Source organism: Sphingomonas sp. CCH9-E2 (genome assembly GCF_001557215.1).
Lineage (GTDB): Bacteria > Pseudomonadota > Alphaproteobacteria > Sphingomonadales > Sphingomonadaceae > Sphingomonas.
This window is the reverse complement of the sequence record NZ_LSJM01000286.1, coordinates 1-20,212: the sequence shown is the minus strand read 5'-3', so window position 1 is coordinate 20,212 and position 20,212 is coordinate 1. Positions and strand designations below refer to the sequence as shown.

Here is a 20,212-nt window from a genome sequence, read left to right as displayed (position 1 = left end):
GCTTCACGCCCGCTTGCGCGCCGGGGCCTTGGCCGCAGGCTTCTTCGCCGGAGCCTTCTTTGCGGGTGCCTTGCTCGCCGACTTGGCCGCACCGCCCGGCTTTTCGAGGCTCTTCTTGAGCGCCGCCATCAGGTCGACGACGTTCGATCCGCGCGCGTCGTCGCCCGAATCGCTGTCCTCGATGATCTTGCGCTTGCCCTTCTGCTTCTGCTTGCGTGCGATCAGTCCCTTGAGCGCGTCGACATAGCGGTCGTGGAAGGTGGCGGGATCGAACTTCGCCGATTTCTTCTCGATCAGTGATTCGGCCAGGCCGAGCAGATCCGCATCCGGTTCGGCGTCGGGGATGTCGCGGAAATAGCCCTGTGCCTTGTGCACCTCATCGGCGTAACGCAGCGTTTCCAGCACCATCCCGCGCCCGCAGGGTTTCAGGCTGACGACATATTCGCGCCCGCGCATCGCCAGCTGGCCGAGCCCGACCTTCTTCGTGCGCTTCAATGCCTCGCGCAGCACCACGAATGCCTCTTCGGCAAGGTCGTCGGCGGGGACGACGAAATAGGGCTTTTCGTAATAGAGCACGTCGATCTCATGCGCGTCGACGAACTGGGTGAGTTCCAGCGTCTTTTTCGATTCGAGCTTCACCGCGTCGATCTCGTCCTGATCGAGCAGGACATATTCGCCCTTTTCGACCTCGAACCCCTTCATGATCTCATCGGTGTCGATCGGTCCGATGCCCGGGACGACCTTTTCGTACTTGATCCGCTTGCCCGAGGGTTCGTGGACCTGGTGGAAGGCGACCTGCGCGCCGGATCTGGTCGCGCTGTAGATTTCGACGGGGATCGAAACCAGCGCGAGACGGATCTGCCCCTGCCAATATGCGCGCGCTGCCATCGGACGTCCTTGTTGTTGCGAGGCCGATTCAAAGCCTGAGCGCGGGAGTCGTTCCGAAGATTCCCGGTGACGCGCGCTGCGGCGCTGCTACACCTTGGCCATGACGCCGCAATTTGCCGCGCTCGACTGGATCGTGGTCGGGCTTTACGTGCTGGTCCTGCTTGCGGGCGGGTGGCTGTTCTCGCGCTTTCATGCCGATGACACGAAGGATTATTTCCTCGCCGGGCGTACGGTCCCGGCGTGGCTCGCCGCCGTGTCGGTGCTGTCGGCGACCCAGTCCGCCGCAACCTTTCTCGGCGCGCCGGATCAGGGGTATCGCGGCGATTACAGCTATCTCGGTGCGGTCGTGTCCGCGATCCTGGCCGCGATCTTCGTCGCCTATGTACTGATCCCGCGCTTCTACGCGATGCGCGCGACGACGGTCTATGAGCTGCTCGAAGCGCGCTATGACGCGCGGGCCAAGCGCTGGGCCGGCGGCATGTTCCTGGTCGGGCGCGTGTTCGCCGGGGGCGCGCGCGTCTATCTCGCCGCCATTGCCATCGCGATGGTCGCGTTCGGCAGCATCGAGGCGCACGCAATCATCCTGTCCGCCGCCGGGGTGATGCTGGTCAGCTTTCTGTTCACCTTCCACGGCGGGCTGAAGTCGGTGATCTGGAACGACCTGCTCCAGTTCGTGATCTATGCCGGATCGGCGGTCGCGGTGCTGGTGTTCCTCCGCCTGTCGATTCCCGCGACCAATGGCGAGCTGATCGACGCGCTCGCCAATGCGCCCGACGGGGTCAACAAGCTGCGCCTGTTCGATTTCTCGACCGACCTGTCGAAGCCCTTCACGGTGCTGGCGATCTTTACCGGGCTGTTCCTGCTCAACACCGCCAATGCCGGGCTCGATCAGGATACGACCCAGCGCCTGCTGGCGAGCCCGGACGCGAAGACCGGCGCGCGCGGCCTGATCCTGTCGCAGCTCGCCAGCATCCCGCTGATCGCGATGTTCGTGACGATCGGGCTGCTGCTGCACGTCTTCTACAACCGCCCCGATCTGATGGGCGCCGCCAATCAGGCGGTGACCAGCTTCGAGGGTGAAAAGATCACCGTGTTCGTCCACTATATCCTGACGCAGGTGCCGCCCGGACTGCGCGGGCTGGTCAGTGTCGGCGTGACCGCGGCGGCGGTGGCGACCACCAACTCGGCGCTCAACGCCATGTCGTCGGTGATGATCGCCGATTTCTACCAGCCCTGGCGCGAAAGGCGCGGAGGCGCGAGCGCCAAACATTATGTGCGCGCCGGGCGCTGGGGCATGGGCGTCGTCGGCATCGCCATGTTCGCGATGGCAGTGCTCAGCTTCTACTGGCAGCGCTACACCGACATGCCGCTGCTCGAATTCGCGTTGCAGGTGATGGCGTTCGCCTATGCCGGGCTGCTCGGCGTCTATGCCATCGCGGTGTTCACGAGACGGGGGACGAGCGCATCGGTGATCGCCGCGCTGCTCACCGGGTTCGTCACCGTGCTGCTGCTCCAGCCGTTCATGATCGGCCCGATCGGGCTCGCCTTCCCCTATCAGCTGTGCATCGGCACGCTGGCGGCGGCCATCGTCGCCGCAATTCCCAGGGGCAAAAAAGCCGCTTGACACGTGTCATGTTCACCTGACATATAGTCATCCGTGGCTGACACAATGTCAGGGAACGGTGACGAATGCGAAATCGCCTGAAAGTGCTGCGCGCCGAACGCAACTGGAGCCAGTCCGAGCTGGGCGGGCATCTGGGCGTGTCGCGCCAGGCGGTGAATGCGATCGAGACGGGGAAATACGATCCCTCGCTCCCGCTCGCCTTCCGCATCGCCCGACTGTTCGACCTGAGCATCGAGGAGATTTTCGATGACGCGGAGCATGACGATGCCGAATGAAATGAAGGACGGTCTGGCCGCAGCCCGCGCCCGCACCCGGCGCCAGCGGATCATCCTGTTCACGCTGATGGGCCTTGGCGCAGTCGTCGGCTTCTTCTCGGCGATGTTCGAGGTCGATGGCGGCGAGTTCCTCGAAGGCATCCCCGCCGCCTGGGCGATCGCCGCGTCGCTGCTCACCACGATCGGCATCGCCTATGGCGGCTGGCGCTATCATCGCGTCACCGACGAATTGGAGCGCCGCGACAATCTGTGGGCATCGGCGATCGCGCTCAATTTCTACCTCGCGCTCTACGCCAACTGGTATCTCTGGTGGCGCGGCGGATTGGTCCGCGAGCCGCAGCATGAAGCACTCGCCGTCGCCACCTTTGCGGTGATGCTGCTGGCCTATGGCTACAAGAAATTACGACCCTGAACCTGTCTCAACCCGTTAACATCGGAGAGTTTGTGATGATGAAGTACCTGCCGCGCGCAGCGACGGCGCTTGCCCTGTTGTTCGTCGCTCCTGCCGCCCTGGCGCAGCAGGCCCCGGCCTCCGCCCCGGCCACTGCGGTCAAGGACGCCGATCCCGCCCTGTGGGTGGTGAAGGATGATGACACGACCATCTATCTGTTCGGCACGATCCATGTGCTGCCGTCCAACCTCAGCTGGTTCGACGAAGCGGTGAAGACCGCGTTCGACGCGAGCGGCGAGCTGGTCACCGAGATTGGGGACATGCCCGATCCAGCCGCGGTCCAGCCGCTGATCATGAAATATGGCGTCGCGGCGACCGGCCCCGCGCTGGCCGACCGGCTGCCCGCCGACAAGCGCGAAGCCTTTGCCAAGGCGGTCGCCGATGCCGGCATTCCGGCCGAAGCCTTTGCGCGGCTGAAGCCGTGGTTCGCCGCCAACCAGCTGTCGCTCGTGGCGCTGATGAAGGCGGGCTATAATCCGGCGTCGGGTGCGGAAACCGCGCTGACGACCGCGGCCAAGGCGGCGAACAAGCCGATCTCGGGCGTGGAATCGATCGAACAGCAGTTCGGCTTTTTCGACAGCCTGTCGGAAGCCGCGCAGATCCAGTTCCTGACCGAAACGCTGACGCAGCTCGGCCAGATCGGCCCCGAGTTCGAAAAGATGGTGGCCGAATGGTCGCAGGGCGACGCCGAGGGCCTTGCCGCGATCATGAACGAAGCGATGCGCAGCTCGCCGGAACTCAGCAAGATGCTGCTCGCCGACCGCAATGCGCGCTGGGCCGAGTGGATCGACACGCGGCTCGACAAGCCGGGCGTGGTGTTCATGGCGGTCGGTGCGGGCCATCTGTCCGGACCGGACAGCGTTCAGGTCATGCTCGAGAAGCGGCAGATCAAGAGCGCGCGAATCAAGTATTGAGCTGGCGGGCGACGCCTTGATGCTCCCCCGCCAGGGGGAGGTGGCAGGCGTAGCCTGACGGGGGGGAGGACAGCGACACCCCTATGTCGCTGGCCGAGGCGCTTCCTCCCCCTCCGTCGCCTTCGGCGACACCTCCCCCTGGCGGGGGAGGATTGTTCGTGGCAGCGCTCCTTAAAACAGCTGCGGCTGGCGGACCGGTTTGAACTCCGGCCCCCGGCCGCGGCGGCGTTCCAGTTCGACCTGCGCGGTGTAGCGGATGTCCTCGTCGCGATCCTGCAGAAAGGTGTCGAGCGCCTCGTCGTCGATCTCGCTCCATTCCTTGCCGCGGTCCGGACCATAGCGGACGCGCGGCAGCAGGCCGGGCAGCTTCGACCATTCGATCAGCTGCGCCACCCCCGCCTCGTTCAGCATGTCGCGCAGATGGTGTGCGGTGACATAGGCGTCGGGAAAGGCGCGGTGCGCGGGCAGCCCGCGCTCATGCTCCAGCCCCGCCGGCATGCGATAATAACGCAGGAACTGGTTGGAAAAGCCCGGGCTGTCGCGCCACAACCGCAGCGCGCATTTGTAGGTGCAGATCCAGTCCGCCCCGCGCGTCAGCGATGGTGTGCAGAACTGCTCCTCGAAACTCGCACGATGCGCCGCCAGCGCGACGCGGCGCGGCCAGGGGTCGAGCACCGGGCGTGCGACATCGTGCCACCAAGGCGCGTCGGCCACGTCCTCGTCGCGGATATGGTGGATCGCCATGGTCGGCGGCGGAATCGGCCGGCCGGGATTGACCAGGCGCGCACCGCCTTCACCCTCCAGCTCCCAGCGTCCGTCCTTGCCCAGCGCGACATCCTGCCACCCGATTTCGCACACGCCATGCTGCGGCGGCGCGTTGCCGGTGGTTTCGAGATCGATGACGCGGATGATCTGGGGCGGGGCGGGAGCCATGCCCCCCATGTGGAGGCAGACCCGCGATTCCACCACCCCCCAATCGGCTTTAATGCCCGGCTTGCGGCCCGCGTTCGAGACCACTGGCGGCCAGCTGGGCGTCGATCATGGCGAGCAACCGTTCGAGCGCGGCTTCGTCCTTCGCCTCGGCACGAGCGACCAGCACGTCCTGCGTGTTCGATGCGCGCAGCAGCCACCAGCCATCGGGGGTGTTGACCCGTGCACCATCGGTGTCGTTGACGTCCGCGCCGTCCGCCTTGAGCCGCGCCAGCACCTCGTCGATCACCGCGAATTTGCGGCTTTCGTCGACCTGAAAACGCATCTCGGGGGTGTTGACGATGGCCGGCATCGCGCTGCGGATCGCGCTCATCGACTTGCCGATCAGGTGGACCGCGTTGATCAGCTGGACCGCGGCGTACTGCGCGTCGTCGAAGCCATAATAATCCTGCGCGAAGAAGATATGCCCGCTCATTTCGCCTGCCAGCGGCGCACCGGTTTCCTTCATCTTGGTCTTGATCAGGCTGTGGCCGGTCTTCCACATCAGCGGCTGACCGCCGAGTTCGGCGATGCGGTCGTACAGCGCCTGGCTGGCCTTCACGTCGGCTATGATCGTTGCGCCGGGATCCTTGCGCAGCACAGGTTCGGCCAGAATGGACAGAAGCTGATCGCCCCAGATCACCCGGCCCTGCCCGTCGATCGCGCCGATCCGGTCGCCATCGCCGTCGAACGCCAGTCCGAAATCCAGGTTCTTCTCCGCGACCAGCGCCTTGAGATGCGCCAGATTCTTCTCTTCGGTAGGATCGGGATGATGATTGGGGAAATTGCCGTCCACATCCGTGAACAGCGTGTGATGCTCACCGGGCAGCAGCTTGACCAGCTTTTCGATCACCGGGCCGGCCGCGCCATTGCCGCAGTCCCAACCGACTCGGAAGGTGCCTCCGGAATAGCCGGCCAGCAGGCGACCGACATAGTCGTCGAGGATATCGGCGTCCGAAACGGTGCCCTCGCCGTCTTCCCAGTCGCCCTCGGCCGCCATCTTGCCCAGCGTCTGGATGTCCTGCCCAAAGAACGGACGGTGCTGAAACACCATCTTGAAGCCATTGTAATCGCCGGGATTATGGCTGCCGGTTATCTGGATGCCGCCATCCACTTCTAGGATCGCTTCGGCATAATAGAGCATCGGGGTCGGCCCTAGGCCGATCCGCACCACGTCGCAGCCCGATGCGGTCAGCCCCTCGACCAGCGCCGCCTCCAGCACGGGCGAGGACACGCGCCCGTCGCGACCGACCGCGACGCGGGTGCCGCCGGCGCGGCGCAGCAGCGTCGCGAACCCGCGGCCGATCGCGCGCGCATCATCCGGCCCCAGCGTCTTGCCCACGATTCCGCGGATGTCATATTCGCGCAGCGAGGTCGGATCGAAACGATGGGTCATTGGGCCTCCGGAGGAAATTCCACGCGCTTCATTTCGCGCGCGTACCGCAAAGTGCAACCGTGAAACGCGGCTAAGCGCAATGCGTTTCAGTTTTTCGGGCCGAGCTTGGGTTTGAGCAGCGTGTCGCGCGCGGCGTTGACCTGGCGCGTCAGCTCGGGCGATCCGCCGCGATCGGGATGGACGCTGGCGATCAGTCGGCGGTGCGCGGCGCGAATCTCGTCGGGATCGGCACCGGGCGCGACGCCTAGAATGGCATAGGCCGCCGCCTCTTCGGGATCGCGCGCGGCCGGTGCCGGGGCCGGCTTGGGCGTGCCGGGCAGCGGCCGTCCCCAGCCATGCCACAAGCGCCAGCCAATCCAGGCGAGCAGCAGCCCGATCAGGAATTTGAAGATCATGCGAACAGCGGCATCGCCGCTTCGACCTCGGGCAGAGCGAGGCCTGCCATCATCTCGCGCAATTCCTGCCGCGCGGCGACATGGGCGAGGCCCATTTCACCGAACTCGCGGCTGTCGAGCATGGTCAGCCCCTTGGGGAACAGTTCGCGATAGATCACGCGTTCGGAGAGGCCCGGGATGACGCGGAACCCGACGCGCTTGGCGAGCTGGTCGATTGCCTCCGACACGCGCTTCATGTTGCGCGCCTCGATATGCTGCATGCGGTTGCGCAGGACGACCCAATCGATCGTCTGGCCGTCCGCCTTGGCGCGGCGCTTGCGCGAATCCCAGATCAGCTCGGAATAGAAGCTTGGCCGCGTCACCCGAAAGGTATCGGGATCGACTTGTCCGATAAGGTCGAAATCGACGAAGCTGTCGTTCATCGGCGTCACCAGCGTGTCGGCATTGGTGATCGCGATCCGCCCGAACTTGTCGTCGCGCCCCGGCGTGTCGATGATCAGGAAGTCGGTATCCTGCCCCAACCGCTCCAGCGATTCGGAAAAGCGCGCGATGCTGTCCCCATCATGCGTCTCGTAACGCGGCATCGGCAGTGGACGCCCAGCGCGATTCATCGTTTCGAGCCGGTTGTCGAGATAGCGGCCCATCGTTCGCTGACGATGGTCGAGGTCGAAGCACGACACCCGCGCGCCCTTCATCGCGAGTGCGATCGCGGTGTGGACTGCGGTGGTGGATTTGCCAGTCCCGCCCTTTTCGTTGGCGAAGACGATCACGTGCAGCGAGTTCGATGCGTCGGTCACTCAACTTCCCTGATTGAACAGCCGGCCCGCCCCCCATAGAAGGCCGCGCTTCGTTCCATATCCAAGGCCTTGTGCGCGTGCAAACCATCCGTCAGCTGTCCGACCTTCGCGATGCCGTTTCGGGATTCCGTGCCAATGGGGAGCGGATCGCGTTCGTGCCCACCATGGGCGCGCTGCATGCAGGACATATGGCGCTGGTGGCGCAGGCAAAGCTGGCCGGGCAGCGCGTGGTGGTGTCGATCTTCGTCAACCCCAAGCAGTTCGGGCCGAATGAGGATCTGGCCCGCTATCCGCGCAAGGAGCTCGCGGATTCGCGGATGCTCAGCGAAGCCGGCGTCGACCTGTTGTGGATGCCGCCGGTCGAAGCCATGTACCCGGAGGGCCACGCAACCAACATCTCGGTGGCGGGCGTCAGCGAGCCGCTCGACGGCGCTGCCCGGCCCGGTCATTTCGATGGCGTTGCCACCGTGGTCGCCAAGCTGTTCAACCAAGTGAAGCCCGATGTCGCGCTGTTCGGGGAGAAGGATTTCCAGCAGCTCGCGGTGATCCGGCGCATGGTCGCCGACCTGGATTTCGATATCGAGATCCGTGGCGTGCCGACCCAGCGCGACGATGACGGGCTCGCCCTCTCCTCCCGCAACGCCTATCTCTTGCCCGAGGATCGCGCGGCGGCGGTCGCCCTGCCCCGCGCGCTGGGCGTCGCGGTGCGCGCGATCGAAAAGGGCGACGATCCCGCCGCTGCGCTCACCACCGCCCGCGCGTCGCTCGAAGCTGCGGGGTTCGACGTCGATTATGTCGAGCTGGTCGACGCCGCGAGCCTTGGCGCACCAGTCGCGGGCCAGGCCCGCCGACTGCTCGCCGCCGCCCGGATCGCGGGCACGCGTCTGATCGACAATGTCGCTGTGGCCGCCCCGGATTGACCGGTAAATCGCGTTAACCATTTGCTTACCATGAATGCCCCAAGCTCGCTGTCATGATGAGAGCGAAGCAAAGTGGGGCAAAGTCATGGGCAACAGCATTAAGAGCGCACAGTTCCTGATCGACAGCCGGCTGGCGGATGCGGCGCGCGGTAGCGCCGACGCGGCCTATGAGCTCGGCATGGTCTATTCCAGCGGCGCGTCGGGCGTCGACATGGACCTGATCGAAGCCCACAAATGGTTCAACATCGCCGCCCTGAAGGGCAGCGCGCACGCCCCCTATATGCGGGCCGAAGTCGCGGAAGAAATGACCGCGCGCGAGATCATCGAAGCGCAGAAGCAGGCGCGCGCCTGGCTGCAGATGACGAGCCTGCGCGCGGCCTGATCCGTTAGGTCTTCGCCGCCGCCTTCTTCTTCGGCGCGGCCTTCTTGGCCGGTGCCTTCTTCGCCGGAGCCTTGCGCCCGCCCTTCTTCTTGGCAGGGCCGGCCGTGGCCTTGGCATCGATCAGCTGAACCGCTTCGTCGAGCGTCAGCGCCGCCTGATCGACCGTCTTGGGCAGGGTCGCATTGGTCGTGCCGTCGGTGAGGTACGCGCCGTAGCGCCCCTCCATCAGCTTGATCTCCGCGCCCGACACCGGGTGTGCCCCCAGCAGCTTCAAGGCATCGCGCGATCCGCGCTGCGGTCGTCCGCCGCCCGCTGCCGCTTCGGCCAGCTTCACCACGGCCGCGTTCATGCCGGTTTCGAACACCTCCGCCGTCGAGGTCAGCCGGGCATATTTGCCGTCATGCGCCAGATAGGGGCCATAGCGACCGATCGACGCGGTAATCGGCTTGCCGCTTTCGGGATGGTCGCCGATCGTGCGCGGCAGGTTGAGCAACTTGACCGCCCAGTCCAGATCCAGCTCGGGGATGTCCTTCGGGATCGACGCGCGCGCCGCCTCCTTGCCCTCGCCGCGCTGGATGTACGGTCCGAACCGGCCCGAGCGACGGCTGATTTCCTCACCCGTGTCGGGGTCGGTGCCGATCACTTCCGGTCCGCTGTCCCCGCCGTCCGCGCCGCCCGGCTGGCCGAAGCGGCGGGTGAATTTGCAGTCGGGATAGTTTGAGCAGGCGACGAACGCGCCGAACTTGCCGCCCCGCAGCGCCAGCCGCCCAGTGCCGCAGGACGGGCAGAGCCGCGGATCGGTGCCGTCGCCCTTGTCGGGGAAGAGATAGGGTTCGAGGAACTGGTCGAGCGCCTCGGTCACCTCGCTCGGCTTGCGCTCCATGACTTCCGCCGTGCGCGGCTGGAAATCGCGCCAGAAGGCGGCGAGCACCGCCTGCCACCCGGCGCGCCCGCCCGACACGTCGTCCAGCTCTTCCTCAAGCCCCGCCGTGAAGTCGTAATTGACGTATTTCTCGAAGAAGCGTTCCAGGAACGCCACCAGCAACCGCCCGGTTTCCTCGGCGAAGAAACGATTCTTCTCGACCCGCACATAGGCGCGGTCCTTGAGCACCTGAATGATCGAGGCATAGGTCGAGGGACGACCGATGCCGAGTTCCTCCAGCCGCTTGACCAGCGAGGCTTCGGAGAAGCGCGGCGGCGGCTGGGTGAAATGCTGTTCGGCATCGACGCCCTTCTTCGCCGGGGTGTCGCCCTGACGGATCACCGGCAGGCGGCGGCTGTCCTCATCGCCCTCGTCGTCTCGGCCTTCCTCATAGAGCGCGAGATAGCCGGGGAAGAGCACCACCTGCCCGGTCGCACGCAGCGCATCCTGGCCGGTCGGCTCCTCCAGCTCGACCGTGGTGCGCTCCATACGCGCCGACGCCATCTGGCTCGCCAGCGCGCGCTTCCAGATCAGCTCATACAGCTTGGCATGGTCGCCCGAACCGGCGCGATCCTTGCTGAAATCGGTCGGACGGATCGCCTCATGCGCTTCCTGCGCATTCTTGGCCTTGGTCTGATATTGGCGCGGCTTGTCGGGAACGTACGCACCCGAATAGCGGTCGTGGATCGCCTTGCGCGCGGCGTCGATGGCGCTGCCGTCCATCTGCACGCCGTCGGTCCGCATATAGGTGATCGCGCCATCCTCGTAGAGCGCCTGCGCGATCCGCATCGTGTGGCTGGCGGAGAAGCCGAGCTTGCGCGCCGCCTCCTGCTGCAGGGTCGAGGTGGTGAAGGGCGGCGGCGGATTGCGCATCGCCGGCTTGGTCTCGACGCTCGCGACGGTGAAGCGGCCCTGCTCGACCGCGGCCTTCGCGCGCATCGCCACGCCTTCGGTACCGATCGACAGCCGGTCGAGCTTCTTGCCCTCGAACCGCACTAGCCGCGCGTCGAACGCGGTGCCGTCGTGCTCCAGATGCGCGACGACCGACCAATATTCCTGTGCCTTGAACAGCTCGATCTCACGCTCGCGCTCGACGATCAGGCGCAGCGCGACCGACTGGACGCGGCCCGCCGACTTGGCACCGGGGAGTTTGCGCCACAGCACCGGCGAGAGGGTGAAGCCGACCAGATAGTCGAGCGCACGGCGCGCGCGATAGGCGTCGATCAGGTCGGTATCGAGCTGGCGCGGCGCGGCCATCGCCTGAGTCACCGCCGCCTTGGTGATCGCGTTGAAGGTGACGCGTTCGACCTCCTTGGGCAGCGCCTTCTTCTTCGCGAGCACTTCCTGAACGTGCCAGCTGATCGCCTCCCCCTCGCGGTCGGGGTCGGTGGCGAGGATCAGGCGATCGGCCTTCTTCGCCTCGTCGGTGATCGCCTTGAGCTGCTTGGCCTTGTCGGGATAGGTTTCCCACTCCATCGCAAAGCCGTCATCGGGTTGCACCGACCCATCCTTGGGCGGCAGGTCGCGGATGTGGCCATAGGAGGCGAGGACGCGATAATCCTTGCCCAGATATTTCTCGATGGTTTTCGCCTTTGCGGGCGATTCGACGATGACGAGCTGCATGAAATCTGGCGGTCCTTACGTGTACGCGCGAGGATGGGGAGGCTGAATAGCGGGCGTCAAGCGGAACGCCACCCCCTCTTAACCAGCTTGGCCTATACGAGTCGGCGGAGAAGGGGTGAGGAATGGTTTCGATCGAGCGTCTGATTGCCGAACATGCCCAGATCGCCGCCCGTGGCGACGCGCTGATCCGCGCGGCTGCCAGCGCATCGCCGACGTTGCTGCGCACGATGATCGTCGCGCTCGACACTGACCTGGTCGCGCATCTCGCGACCGAAGACCTTGAAGTCTATCCGCATCTGCTCGCCAAGGGCGACATGGCACAGCGCGAGGCGGCGGAGATCGCCATGGGCGATTTCGAGCAGCTGGCCAGGCAATGGCGCGCCTATGTCGATGAATGGACCGCCGACGAGATCGACGGCGACCGCGAGCTGTTCGTCGAGGCGAGCAAGCGCGTCCTGTCCGCGCTGGCGGCACGGGTGCGAATCGAAAACGAGATTTTGTATCCGCTGGCGCTTGCCTGTGGCACGCTCACCTTGCGCGAGGCCGGTGCGCGGATGATGGCGGGTTAAGACCGTTATCTGCGCTGAGCGGTCGGCGCGCTCACCGCAGACTGACCCGCCCGCCGGCGTGCCGCTCCAGCCGACCCGCAAGTTCGAGTTCGAGCAGCACCAGCTGCACCGCCGCCCCGGGCAGGGCCGACTGGCGGATCAGTTCATCGACCGGCACCGGCACCGGGCCGAGCAGTCCCTCGACCCGGTTGCGCTCGGCCGCGTCGGGTTCGCTCCCCGGCTCGGCACCGAAGCCCGTAACGGGCGAGCGGACCGCGCGCGCGTCGATCGGGCGGATCATTTCGAGAATGTCATCGACGCCCTGCACCAGGGTCGCGCCTTCGCGGATCAGCTGGTTGCAGCCCTGCGCGCGCGGGTCGAGCGGCGAGCCGGGAACCGCCATCACCTCACGTCCCGCCTCCGCAGCGATGCGCGCGGTGATCAGCGAGCCGGAGCGTGGCGCAGCCTCGACCACCACCGTCCCTTGCGCGAGCCCGGCGATGATGCGGTTGCGCGAGGGGAAGTGACGCGCGAGCGGTTCGGCGCCCGGCGGCTGTTCGGCGATCAGCAGGCCGCGCTGCGCAACCTGTTCCTGAAGTTCGGCATTTTCGGGCGGGAAGGCGATGTCGATGCCGCTCGCGATCACGCCGACCGTTCCCCTGGCGAGCGAGCCGTGATGCGCGGCGGTGTCGATGCCGCGCGCCAGACCCGAGACGATCGTCGCCCCGGCATCCCCCAGCCCCTGTGCCAGCTGCCGCGCAAAGCGACACGCCGCCGCCGATGCGTTGCGCGCGCCAACCATCGCGACGCACGGCCGCGCGAGCAGCCCGAGATCGCCGCGCACGATCAGCGCAGGCGGGGCATTTTCGAGCTCGGCCAGCAGAAACGGATAATCGGGGTCGTCGAGAAAGACATGGCGCGCACCAAGTCGTTCGACTGCCGCCAGCTCGCGTCGAACATGCGCGGGATCGGCGAGCGTCGCGCCCTGCCCGCCCCCGCGCAGGGCGAGTGCAGGGAGCGCATCGAGCGCCGCCTGGGCGTCACCGAAGCGCGCGATCAGCTGGCGATAGGTGACCGGGCCGATGCGCGGCGACCGGATCAGGCGGAGGCGGGCGAGGCGCGCGGCCTCGTCAGCCATGCTTGCGCCCGATGCGCGGCTCGGTCCCGGCGAGCAGCCGCTCGACATTCTCGCGATGCTTCCACAACACGATCAGCGCGAGCACGACCAGCAGCAGGACGAGGTTGAAGCGGTGCATGATCGCCGCACTGACCGGCGCGCTGACTGCCGCCGCCATTCCGGCGACCGAGGAGATACGCAGCGTCGCCAGCAGCACCAGCCACACGACCGCGAACACGATGCCCGACGGCCAGTGCAGTGCGAGGACAATACCCATCAGTGTCGCCACGCCCTTGCCGCCCTTGAACTTCAGCCAGACGGGGTAGCAATGCCCGATGAACGCGCCCGCCGCCGCGAGCATGCCGAGGCCGGGCCAGAGGGCCTCGGCAATCCACACCGCCGCCGCGCCCTTGAGCAGGTCGAGCAGCAGTGTCGCCGCCGCCAGTCCCTTGCGCCCGGTACGTAGGACGTTGGTCGCGCCGATATTGCCCGACCCGATCTGGCGCAGGTCGCCCGCCCCGGCGAGGCGGGTCAGGATCACCCCGAACGGGATCGACCCGAGGAGATAGCCCAGCACGATGGCCAGCACCGGCGCGATAGTGGTGAGTTGCGTGTGCATGAGTCCCCTTGCTTGGACAAAGGCTAGGTCGTTCGCTAATCGGGCGCAACATTCTCGATCAGCGGACGCACTGCATGGCCGACAGCCGGCCCCTTCTCTTCTTCGATTCGGGCGTGGGCGGATTGTCGGTGCTGGCACCGGCGCGCGCGCTGCTTCCCAACGCGCCCCTGGTCTATGCCGCCGACAGCGCCGGTTTCCCCTATGGCACGCGCAGCGAGGCGGAGATTGCGGCGCGCGTGCCCGCGCTGCTCGGGCGGCTGGCCGAGCGATACAAGCCGCGGCTGATCGTCATCGCCTGCAACACCGCGTCGACCATCGCGCTTGCCCATGTCCGCGCCGCGCTACACGTGCCGATCGTCGGCACCGTGCCGGCGATCAAGCCAGCAGCCGAAGCGTCGCGCACACGCGTGATCGGCGTGCTCGGGACGCAGGCGACGGTGCGCCAGCCCTATGTCGACGATCTGACCGCGCGCTTTGCTGCCGACTGCATCGTCCTGCGCCACGGCAGCGCGGCGCTGGTCGAACTCGCCGAGGCGAAACTGCGCGGCGCGGAACAGAATCCGGCGCACTATCGCGCCGTGCTCGACGGTCTGTTCGGGCAGGCCGGGGGGGAGCGGATCGACGTGATCGTCAACGCCTGCACCCATTTTCCACTGGTAGCAGAGGAACTTGCCATCGCCGCGCCGCATCCCGTGCGCTTCGTCGATGGCGGGCCGGGGATATCGCGACGAATCGCACATCTGACGGCGGGGCAGGCCTGGGCGGGTCGCCCCGCGCCCGGCGTGGCGGTGTTCACCGCGGCACCTGATCCCGCGCTGGTCCCGGCGCTGGCGACCTATGGCCTCGACCGCGTCGAGACGCTCTGACGCGGGAACTTGCGTTCAGCGCAGCGGGATCGCGGGGATCTCGCTCATCACCTTGACGCGCCTGGCATACCCATCGGCCATGGCGAGATGCGCGTAGCGTGCGCCCGAGTCGTTCGCCTTGGCCGCCCGGTCACGCTCGGCCTGCTCACGCCGCGTAAAATAGTCGATATCGGTCTGCGACATCGTAATCTCCCAATTTTTCAAGCGGAAGCGCTATGGTCTCTCAGCCACGGAAATGCCCGGAGTCCCGTTCCGCGGTGCGGAGATCATACCATAATGGGTAGTCCCGAGTCCTGATCTGGGGCAAGCAGGGGCGCAACGAGGTTCCGATCGTGCTGATCGAAAAACTAGGTGATTGGCACAGTGGCGCGCCGCCCCGAATTTCGCTAACGGGATCGGATGACCAGCGAGGCAACTCCGCGCGCGGTGGATTATTCGCGCGTGTTCAACCAGGCGATCGACCGGCTCCATGCCGAAGGGCGGTATCGCGTCTTCATCGATATCTTGCGCAACAAGGGCATGTTCCCGAACGCGCGCTGCTTTGCCGGGCATAACGGGCCGAAGCCGATCACCGTGTGGTGTTCCAACGACTATCTCGCCATGGGTCAGCATCCCAAGGTGATCGCCGCGATGGAAGAGGCGCTGCACGATGTCGGCGCCGGGTCGGGCGGCACCCGCAATATCGGCGGCAACACCCATTATCACGTCGACTTGGAGACCGAGCTGGCCGATTTGCACGGCAAGGAAGCGGCGCTGCTGTTCACCAGCGGCTATGTCTCAAACGAGGCCACACTGTCGACGCTGGCCAAGGTGCTGCCCGGCTGCATCATCTATTCCGACGAGCTCAACCACGCATCGATGATCGCCGGCATCCGCAATTCCGGGTGCGAGAAGCGGGTGTGGCGCCACAATGACCTGGAGCATCTCGAGGAATTGCTGGCGGCGGACGATCCGTCGGTGCCCAAGCTGATCGCGTTCGAGAGCGTTTACTCGATGGACGGCGATGTCGCGCCGATTCACGCGATCTGCGACCTTGCCGACAAGTATAACGCGCTGACGTATCTCGACGAAGTGCATGCGGTCGGCATGTATGGCGCGCGTGGTGGCGGGATTTCGGAGCGTGACGATGCGGCGTCGCGCCTCACGATCGTCGAAGGGACGCTGGGCAAGGCGTTTGGGGTGATGGGCGGATATATCGCGGCCGATCGCACGATCATCGACGTGATCCGCAGCTATGCGCCCGGCTTCATCTTCACCACCTCGCTCTCGCCCGTGCTGGTCGCGGGGGCGCTCGCGTCGGTGCGCCACCTCAAGCAATCGAGCGAAGAGCGCGATGGGCAGCAGGCGGCAGCGGCAACGCTCAAGGCGATGTTCGCCGATGCCGGGCTGCCGGTGATGAACACGACGACGCACATCGTGCCGCTCATGGTTGGCGACCCCGTCCGCGCCAAGAAGATCAGCGACATCCTGCTTGCCGAATATGGTGTTTATGTTCAGCCGATCAATTATCCGACCGTCCCGCGCGGGACCGAACGGCTGCGCTTTACCCCCGGTCCGGCGCATGACGAAGCGATGATGGCCGAATTGACCGCGGCACTGGTGGAGATCTGGGAGCGCCTCGCGCTGCGCGCTGCGGCGTGAATTTCGTTACTGTACCGAATTGGTCCGCTATGATTTGGTAACTTGTCAGCGATACTGAGCATGGTTAGGTAACAGTCGCAGAGCCTTAAGGCGCGCCGTCAAGGAATGTGATCACACGACCTTGGCTTGTGTAGACGGCTTAGATCTGAAGAGGGGTAATCATGACGGATCGTAACGACATCGAACAGCCGGTCGCAGCGCTGCGGACCTGGGTTGAGCCCGAAATCTCGACGCTCGCGATCGAGGAGACTGCCGGTCTTCCAACCGCCGGTTTCGATGGTGGCCCGAAGTCTGATTGCACGAAATCCTGAGCAGATTTTGAACACATGGCGCTGGGCAACGGTCACCGACCGTGCCCCGCCTTTGCCTATCCGCTGCCGGTGGCAGCGACGATCATTGGTGTGCGCCGTCGAGCGGTGATGTGCCGACGGTCCGGCGGGCATGACCGCACCGCAGACACGGTGTCGCAGCGCAGCGACCTGAATGGTCAGGCTGGCTTAATCGACATTTCGAATAGTGCGCACCGTGGCACCGCCTCGGCGTAAAGCCTTCCCAGCGCGCGCGTTTGCGGAGGATCGATGCCCCTGTCGGTGCGACGGTCCCCGGTCGGCGGACGCGATCAGGCGCGGATGGAGCTGGTAAGCGATGGACCGCACTGGACTTTACGGCCTGTTCGATCTCGACGGCGCACCGCCCGATGCAGCGGCCGCGGCGATCCTCGGCCTGGGGCCTGACGATGGCGGGTCGGGTGGCGTTGCCGCTGTGATTGACCTGGCCGATCCCGGCGCGGCGCAGTGCGCGCAGGATGACGGCGCACTGACCCTGTTCCTCGGTCGACTGGATGAACCGGTGCCGGTTGCGCGGCAGCTCGGCCTGAGCCCGGAGACGCCGCATGTGGAGATCGCGCGCGCGGCGCTGGCGCGATACGGTTCCGACATCCGGGCGCTGCTCCATGGCGAGTGGACGCTGGTCCGCTGGGACGGTCGCGCAGTGGTAATGGTCGCGTCGCTTGCCTTGCGCGACCCGCTGCTCTATGCCGTGCGCGGCCGCCGGATCGCGATCGGCCCGGATCTGCGCCAGTTGAGCCAAATATCCTGGGTGGGCGACCGGTTCGACCCGGCGGGGCTGTTCATGGCGCTGGGGCGCCCGATCCTGCGACCTACCGGAGACGCCCGCACGCCGGTCGAGGGGATCTGCGCGCTCGACGCGGGCGAACATGTGACGATCGACCGACAAGGCGTCCGGACGGCACCGCCAGTTGCGATCGGGGCCAATCCCGACTGGCGCGGCGACCTGAACGCGGCGATGGCCGAGGCTGCGGAGATGATCCTGCGCATCGTGCGTCAGCGCATGGTCGGCGGCAATTATGCGTGCATGCTGAGCGGCGGGCTCGATTCCGCGACACTGGCCTGGGCGACGGCGCAGGCGTTGCATTCCGGCGAGCAGCTGCGATTCCTGACCTCTGCGGCGGCCCCGGGCACGGATCAGATCGACGAAGTCGCAGAAGCTGCAATCGTTGCCGCCCATCTCGGCATTGCGCATGAGCCGGTGGTGACCACGGCTCTGCCTGGTCCCTATCGCCCCGATCCGAAGCTATTCCGCGACGCCAACGGCCCGAGCCTTAGCGTTCGGCATTATCTCTATCATCGCTTCGCCGAACAGTGCCACGCTGCGGGGTCCAATGTGCTGTTCGATGGGCTGTTCGGCGAGCTCACCTTCTCCAATCCGCTGCCACTGCATCGCCGGGAATCCTGGTGGCGCGCCGCGCGCCAGCGGCTGCGCACATCGGCCCCCAGGCCCGGACCGGCCTTTCACGTCTATCTTGCCCCGCACTGGCTCGCCCAGCCACCCGCGCCGCTGCGCGAAACGCTGCAGCAGCCCGCCAGCCCGATGCGCCTTCCCGAACCCGGCGCACTATGGGGCGTCAGCCAGGGCATCGCCAAGGCGGTGCGCTCACCCGCCTCGCTCGACCTTGGTCGGGTGCGCGTGGCGATGCCGTTTCGCGATCCGCGGCTGATTGCGCTGTTCGCCGGCTTTCCCGCGGCGATGCTGTACCCGGAGCCGGGTGCGCGCACCCCTGCCCGCCGGCTGCTCGCCGGCAAGCTGCCCGACTCGATCGTGCAGCGCGGCAAGGGACCGGGGTTCGCGCCGGACTATATGTTCAGGCTGCGCAGCGAAGCTGAGGCCGCGCGCGCGCAGATCCCGTTGTTCCGCCGCGCCGGGGCGGATGAGTGGATCGATCTCGAAGCGCTGGACCGCGGCCTCGCCCATGCGGCGCGCGGTGCCACTGCGGATTATAGCGAGGCGGTCCGGGTTCAGCTGACGGCGCTGGCCGGAGCGTTCTTCGCCTGGTGGCGCGGATTGCTATAGATTGCGGATGTGCGCGAGTGCGGCGCGGGCACGCTCCCGGTGCGCTGTTTCTCCGCCGTCGGCGACGGCCGGAAAGTCGGTGACCGGAAGGTTCGCCGCCAGCATCAGCAAGGCGCGCGTCCGCTCCGCTCTGTTGGGGAGCGCTGCCATCCATGCCGGGCGGAACAGATGGCTTGCGAACAGCGCGGCACGCGCCAGCGGCGGAATCGCCTCCGTCCTGCGGCGCAGGATGATCACGCCGGCGAGCGGCAATGGCTCTGTTCCGCTGAGCGCTGCAGGACGCAGCACCGCCTTGCCGCGCGTGTCGTGCGCCGGCAGCGCCAGTCGCTCACCGTCGATCCAGTCGGCTACCAGTGGATCGAGCCGGATGGTCGTGCGTCCGGGAAGGACCATGGCATGGCCCCCCGCCGCGGCATCGACCGCCACAGCCGACAGATCGTCGCTGACCAATGTCGCACCCGCCGCAATCAGCCCGGCGGTAAGGCTGGACTTGCCCGCGCCGGCGGTGCCGAGAATCAGCGCGGCGCGCCCGTCGACCGCCACGGCACAGCCGTGCATCGGGATCAGCCCGCGCCACGCGAGCAGGTGCGCGACGACGGTCCCGTAAAAGGCGTGGGGCAAGGCCCCGCTCCAGCCCGGCCCGGGCAGCACGTCGATTTCTTGCCCGTCGCGCATGTCGAAAACCGCCTGGCGATGCCAGGGAAAGCGCGTTCCATCGGCATAGACCGCCCCGGCCCGCACGGGCATCAGCGGCGTACGCGGCTGTAGCGCGGCCACCCGATGCACGGCCACCGTTGCGCGTTCCGCGCGCATCCCCGGTGCGAATTGAGCGAGCGGAAATGCGCTGGTCCAGTTCAGTCCATAGGCATGCGCCGCGTGGAGCGGCTCAGGCAACATGAGCGAGCTGCTGGACCTCCATGTCCGCCAGCGTACGCGTCACGGCAGCGGTACAGGCGTCCGGCGTAACGTCGAACTGCGCTCGCAGGCTGGCCTCGATCTCGGCCTGGGTCCGCGGGGCATCAAGTACTTCCCAGATCGCCCGGGCGGTCTCGTTCAGCGCGACATAGCTGCCATTGCCGATGTTCACCATCACGAAACTGTCCTCGATCGCCGTGCCGACCCAGTCGTCGTTCCGTGTCCATTTTGCGTCGGTCATTCGATCTCTTTCCCCATCCCGATCCGCTCGAGCATCATCAACTCGCCGGGCGTGAGCAGCGCCACGCCCGCACGTCGGTGCCAGCTATAGAGCGGGATTTCGCTGGCGAGTAGAGTGGCATGACGCAAAGACTCGGCGAGGCGCCCAAGCAGCGCCGGCACGCGCGGCCGGTGTCGGTGCGTCAGCAGGCCCGTCACAGCCGCGACCGGATCGAGCCGGACTGCATCGCCATTGCCGTCGGTCTGCGGGTCGAGCAGCAGGATTGCCGCAATGCTTGCGCCGGCGCAGGACCGGCCGGGCGGCACCGGAACGAATCGGCGGTCCGCCGCAGCCTCGCCC

Annotated in this window: 24 protein-coding genes; 12 read left to right on the top strand and 12 right to left on the bottom strand. The window is 66.5% G+C overall.

What is annotated here, in order from left to right:
• Window positions 1-3: 3 nt before the first annotated feature.
• Complete coding sequence (gene ku, locus AX681_RS13305) at window positions 4-888, bottom strand: non-homologous end joining protein Ku (RefSeq protein WP_066665312.1); 885 nt, start codon at window positions 886-888, stop codon at window positions 4-6.
• A 100-nt stretch (window positions 889-988) separates the two neighbouring features.
• Here ku and AX681_RS13300 point away from each other — a divergent pair, with 100 nt between their 5' ends.
• The 4 genes from AX681_RS13300 (at window position 989) to AX681_RS13285 (ending at window position 4,152) form a co-directional block, all read left to right on the top strand.
• A complete protein-coding gene (locus AX681_RS13300) occupies window positions 989-2,512 on the top strand; it encodes a sodium:solute symporter family transporter (protein ID WP_066665315.1) in 1,524 nt (507 codons plus the stop codon).
• A gap of 65 nt (window positions 2,513-2,577) precedes the next feature.
• On the top strand, window positions 2,578-2,787 hold the full coding sequence (locus AX681_RS13295; protein ID WP_066665316.1) for a helix-turn-helix transcriptional regulator: 210 nt from the start codon (window positions 2,578-2,580) through the stop codon (window positions 2,785-2,787).
• On the top strand, window positions 2,759-3,199 hold the full coding sequence (locus AX681_RS13290) for a hypothetical protein (protein ID WP_156442962.1): 441 nt from the start codon (window positions 2,759-2,761) through the stop codon (window positions 3,197-3,199). Before AX681_RS13295 ends, AX681_RS13290 begins: the two co-directional genes overlap by 29 nt.
• A gap of 35 nt (window positions 3,200-3,234) precedes the next feature.
• The gene (locus tag AX681_RS13285; protein WP_066665318.1) at window positions 3,235-4,152 is read left to right on the top strand and encodes a TraB/GumN family protein; all 918 of its coding nucleotides are present in this window, start codon (window positions 3,235-3,237) and stop codon (window positions 4,150-4,152) included.
• A gap of 171 nt (window positions 4,153-4,323) precedes the next feature.
• Here AX681_RS13285 and AX681_RS13280 read toward each other — a convergent pair whose 3' ends face one another.
• The 4 genes from AX681_RS13280 to AX681_RS13265 all read right to left on the bottom strand — a co-directional run bounded on the left by AX681_RS13280 (window position 4,324) and on the right by AX681_RS13265 (window position 7,709).
• Window positions 4,324-5,085 carry an exonuclease domain-containing protein gene (locus AX681_RS13280; RefSeq protein WP_066665365.1) on the bottom strand — a complete coding sequence of 254 codons (762 nt, stop codon included), beginning with the start codon at window positions 5,083-5,085 and terminating at the stop codon, window positions 4,324-4,326.
• A gap of 49 nt (window positions 5,086-5,134) precedes the next feature.
• Complete coding sequence (gene pgmG / locus AX681_RS13275) at window positions 5,135-6,517, bottom strand: phosphoglucomutase/phosphomannomutase PgmG (RefSeq protein ID WP_066665322.1); 1,383 nt, start codon at window positions 6,515-6,517, stop codon at window positions 5,135-5,137.
• An 86-nt stretch (window positions 6,518-6,603) separates the two neighbouring features.
• Window positions 6,604-6,912 (bottom strand): J domain-containing protein, encoded by a 309-nt coding sequence (locus AX681_RS13270; protein ID WP_082738194.1) that lies wholly within the window; start codon window positions 6,910-6,912, stop codon window positions 6,604-6,606.
• Window positions 6,909-7,709 (bottom strand): division plane positioning ATPase MipZ, encoded by an 801-nt coding sequence (locus tag AX681_RS13265; RefSeq protein ID WP_066665323.1) that lies wholly within the window; start codon window positions 7,707-7,709, stop codon window positions 6,909-6,911. The genes AX681_RS13270 and AX681_RS13265 overlap by 4 nt, the downstream gene beginning before the upstream one ends.
• A gap of 77 nt (window positions 7,710-7,786) precedes the next feature.
• Between AX681_RS13265 and panC the strand changes: the two genes are divergently transcribed.
• Together panC and AX681_RS13255 are read left to right on the top strand one after the other, a co-directional pair.
• The gene (gene panC, locus AX681_RS13260; protein ID WP_066665370.1) at window positions 7,787-8,629 is read left to right on the top strand and encodes a pantoate--beta-alanine ligase; all 843 of its coding nucleotides are present in this window, start codon (window positions 7,787-7,789) and stop codon (window positions 8,627-8,629) included.
• A gap of 85 nt (window positions 8,630-8,714) precedes the next feature.
• Window positions 8,715-9,011 (top strand): hypothetical protein, encoded by a 297-nt coding sequence (locus AX681_RS13255; RefSeq protein WP_066665332.1) that lies wholly within the window; start codon window positions 8,715-8,717, stop codon window positions 9,009-9,011.
• Between the two features lie 4 nt (window positions 9,012-9,015).
• Here AX681_RS13255 and topA read toward each other — a convergent pair whose 3' ends face one another.
• Window positions 9,016-11,556, bottom strand: a complete 2,541-nt coding sequence (gene topA, locus AX681_RS13250) for a type I DNA topoisomerase (RefSeq protein WP_066665334.1) — start codon at window positions 11,554-11,556, stop codon at window positions 9,016-9,018.
• Between the two features lie 122 nt (window positions 11,557-11,678).
• Here topA and AX681_RS13245 point away from each other — a divergent pair, with 122 nt between their 5' ends.
• Complete coding sequence (locus AX681_RS13245; RefSeq protein ID WP_066665336.1) at window positions 11,679-12,125, top strand: hemerythrin domain-containing protein; 447 nt, start codon at window positions 11,679-11,681, stop codon at window positions 12,123-12,125.
• Between the two features lie 31 nt (window positions 12,126-12,156).
• On the opposite strand, the gene dprA is transcribed toward AX681_RS13245, so the two are convergent.
• Together dprA and plsY are read right to left on the bottom strand one after the other, a co-directional pair.
• The gene (gene dprA, locus AX681_RS13240; RefSeq protein ID WP_066665338.1) at window positions 12,157-13,242 is read right to left on the bottom strand and encodes a DNA-processing protein DprA; all 1,086 of its coding nucleotides are present in this window, start codon (window positions 13,240-13,242) and stop codon (window positions 12,157-12,159) included.
• The gene (gene plsY, locus AX681_RS13235) at window positions 13,235-13,840 is read right to left on the bottom strand and encodes a glycerol-3-phosphate 1-O-acyltransferase PlsY (RefSeq protein WP_066665341.1); all 606 of its coding nucleotides are present in this window, start codon (window positions 13,838-13,840) and stop codon (window positions 13,235-13,237) included. The genes dprA and plsY overlap by 8 nt, the downstream gene beginning before the upstream one ends.
• A gap of 74 nt (window positions 13,841-13,914) precedes the next feature.
• On the opposite strand from plsY, the gene murI reads away from it, so the two are divergent.
• Window positions 13,915-14,706: a glutamate racemase gene (gene murI, locus AX681_RS13230; protein WP_066665342.1), complete on the top strand. Its 792-nt coding sequence runs from the start codon at window positions 13,915-13,917 to the stop codon at window positions 14,704-14,706.
• Between the two features lie 15 nt (window positions 14,707-14,721).
• Here murI and AX681_RS22010 read toward each other — a convergent pair whose 3' ends face one another.
• Window positions 14,722-14,889, bottom strand: coding sequence for a hypothetical protein (locus AX681_RS22010; RefSeq protein ID WP_156442963.1), 168 nt, complete (start codon window positions 14,887-14,889; stop codon window positions 14,722-14,724).
• A gap of 216 nt (window positions 14,890-15,105) precedes the next feature.
• Here AX681_RS22010 and hemA point away from each other — a divergent pair, with 216 nt between their 5' ends.
• From hemA to AX681_RS13215, 4 genes are all read left to right on the top strand, one after another.
• Window positions 15,106-16,347, top strand: a complete 1,242-nt coding sequence (gene hemA / locus AX681_RS13225) for a 5-aminolevulinate synthase (RefSeq protein WP_066665351.1) — start codon at window positions 15,106-15,108, stop codon at window positions 16,345-16,347.
• 161 nt (window positions 16,348-16,508) lie between these two features.
• The gene (locus AX681_RS22005; RefSeq protein WP_156442964.1) at window positions 16,509-16,658 is read left to right on the top strand and encodes a hypothetical protein; all 150 of its coding nucleotides are present in this window, start codon (window positions 16,509-16,511) and stop codon (window positions 16,656-16,658) included.
• 15 nt (window positions 16,659-16,673) lie between these two features.
• Entirely contained in the window at window positions 16,674-16,892 is a 219-nt protein-coding gene (locus AX681_RS13220) for a hypothetical protein (protein WP_066665355.1), read from the top strand.
• Between the two features lie 100 nt (window positions 16,893-16,992).
• Window positions 16,993-18,717 carry an asparagine synthase-related protein gene (locus AX681_RS13215; RefSeq protein WP_066665361.1) on the top strand — a complete coding sequence of 575 codons (1,725 nt, stop codon included), beginning with the start codon at window positions 16,993-16,995 and terminating at the stop codon, window positions 18,715-18,717.
• Here AX681_RS13215 and AX681_RS13210 read toward each other — a convergent pair.
• The 3 genes from AX681_RS13210 to AX681_RS22520 form a co-directional block, all read right to left on the bottom strand.
• Complete coding sequence (locus AX681_RS13210) at window positions 18,712-19,614, bottom strand: hypothetical protein (protein ID WP_066682394.1); 903 nt, start codon at window positions 19,612-19,614, stop codon at window positions 18,712-18,714. The two genes, AX681_RS13215 and AX681_RS13210, sit on opposite strands and share 6 nt — an antisense overlap.
• A complete protein-coding gene (locus AX681_RS13205; RefSeq protein ID WP_066662873.1) occupies window positions 19,604-19,873 on the bottom strand; it encodes a PqqD family protein in 270 nt (89 codons plus the stop codon). Before AX681_RS13205 ends, AX681_RS13210 begins: the two co-directional genes overlap by 11 nt.
• The coding region (locus AX681_RS22520) for a hypothetical protein (RefSeq protein ID WP_197424293.1) at window positions 19,870-20,212 on the bottom strand (343 nt) is incomplete at its 5' end. The genes AX681_RS22520 and AX681_RS13205, both read right to left, overlap by 4 nt.

Excerpts from the sequence above, each read along its gene's own strand:
- ku (WP_066665312.1), bottom strand. The coding sequence starts at position 888 with ATGGCAGCGCGCGCATATTGGCAGGGGCAGATCCGTCTCGCGCTGGTT.
- AX681_RS13300 (WP_066665315.1), top strand. The coding sequence starts at position 989 with ATGACGCCGCAATTTGCCGCGCTCGACTGGATCGTGGTCGGGCTTTAC.
- AX681_RS13295 (WP_066665316.1), top strand. The coding sequence starts at position 2,578 with ATGCGAAATCGCCTGAAAGTGCTGCGCGCCGAACGCAACTGGAGCCAG.
- AX681_RS13290 (WP_156442962.1), top strand. The coding sequence starts at position 2,759 with ATGACGCGGAGCATGACGATGCCGAATGAAATGAAGGACGGTCTGGCC.
- AX681_RS13285 (WP_066665318.1), top strand. The coding sequence starts at position 3,235 with ATGATGAAGTACCTGCCGCGCGCAGCGACGGCGCTTGCCCTGTTGTTC.
- AX681_RS13280 (WP_066665365.1), bottom strand. The coding sequence starts at position 5,085 with ATGGCTCCCGCCCCGCCCCAGATCATCCGCGTCATCGATCTCGAAACC.
- pgmG (WP_066665322.1), bottom strand. The coding sequence starts at position 6,517 with ATGACCCATCGTTTCGATCCGACCTCGCTGCGCGAATATGACATCCGC.
- AX681_RS13270 (WP_082738194.1), bottom strand. The coding sequence starts at position 6,912 with ATGATCTTCAAATTCCTGATCGGGCTGCTGCTCGCCTGGATTGGCTGG.
- AX681_RS13255 (WP_066665332.1), top strand. The coding sequence starts at position 8,715 with ATGGGCAACAGCATTAAGAGCGCACAGTTCCTGATCGACAGCCGGCTG.
- topA (WP_066665334.1), bottom strand. The coding sequence starts at position 11,556 with ATGCAGCTCGTCATCGTCGAATCGCCCGCAAAGGCGAAAACCATCGAG.
- AX681_RS13245 (WP_066665336.1), top strand. The coding sequence starts at position 11,679 with ATGGTTTCGATCGAGCGTCTGATTGCCGAACATGCCCAGATCGCCGCC.
- dprA (WP_066665338.1), bottom strand. The coding sequence starts at position 13,242 with ATGGCTGACGAGGCCGCGCGCCTCGCCCGCCTCCGCCTGATCCGGTCG.
- plsY (WP_066665341.1), bottom strand. The coding sequence starts at position 13,840 with ATGCACACGCAACTCACCACTATCGCGCCGGTGCTGGCCATCGTGCTG.
- murI (WP_066665342.1), top strand. The coding sequence starts at position 13,915 with ATGGCCGACAGCCGGCCCCTTCTCTTCTTCGATTCGGGCGTGGGCGGA.
- AX681_RS22010 (WP_156442963.1), bottom strand. The coding sequence starts at position 14,889 with ATGTCGCAGACCGATATCGACTATTTTACGCGGCGTGAGCAGGCCGAG.
- hemA (WP_066665351.1), top strand. The coding sequence starts at position 15,106 with ATGACCAGCGAGGCAACTCCGCGCGCGGTGGATTATTCGCGCGTGTTC.
- AX681_RS22005 (WP_156442964.1), top strand. The coding sequence starts at position 16,509 with ATGACGGATCGTAACGACATCGAACAGCCGGTCGCAGCGCTGCGGACC.
- AX681_RS13220 (WP_066665355.1), top strand. The coding sequence starts at position 16,674 with ATGGCGCTGGGCAACGGTCACCGACCGTGCCCCGCCTTTGCCTATCCG.
- AX681_RS13215 (WP_066665361.1), top strand. The coding sequence starts at position 16,993 with ATGGACCGCACTGGACTTTACGGCCTGTTCGATCTCGACGGCGCACCG.
- AX681_RS13210 (WP_066682394.1), bottom strand. The coding sequence starts at position 19,614 with ATGTTGCCTGAGCCGCTCCACGCGGCGCATGCCTATGGACTGAACTGG.
- AX681_RS13205 (WP_066662873.1), bottom strand. The coding sequence starts at position 19,873 with ATGACCGACGCAAAATGGACACGGAACGACGACTGGGTCGGCACGGCG.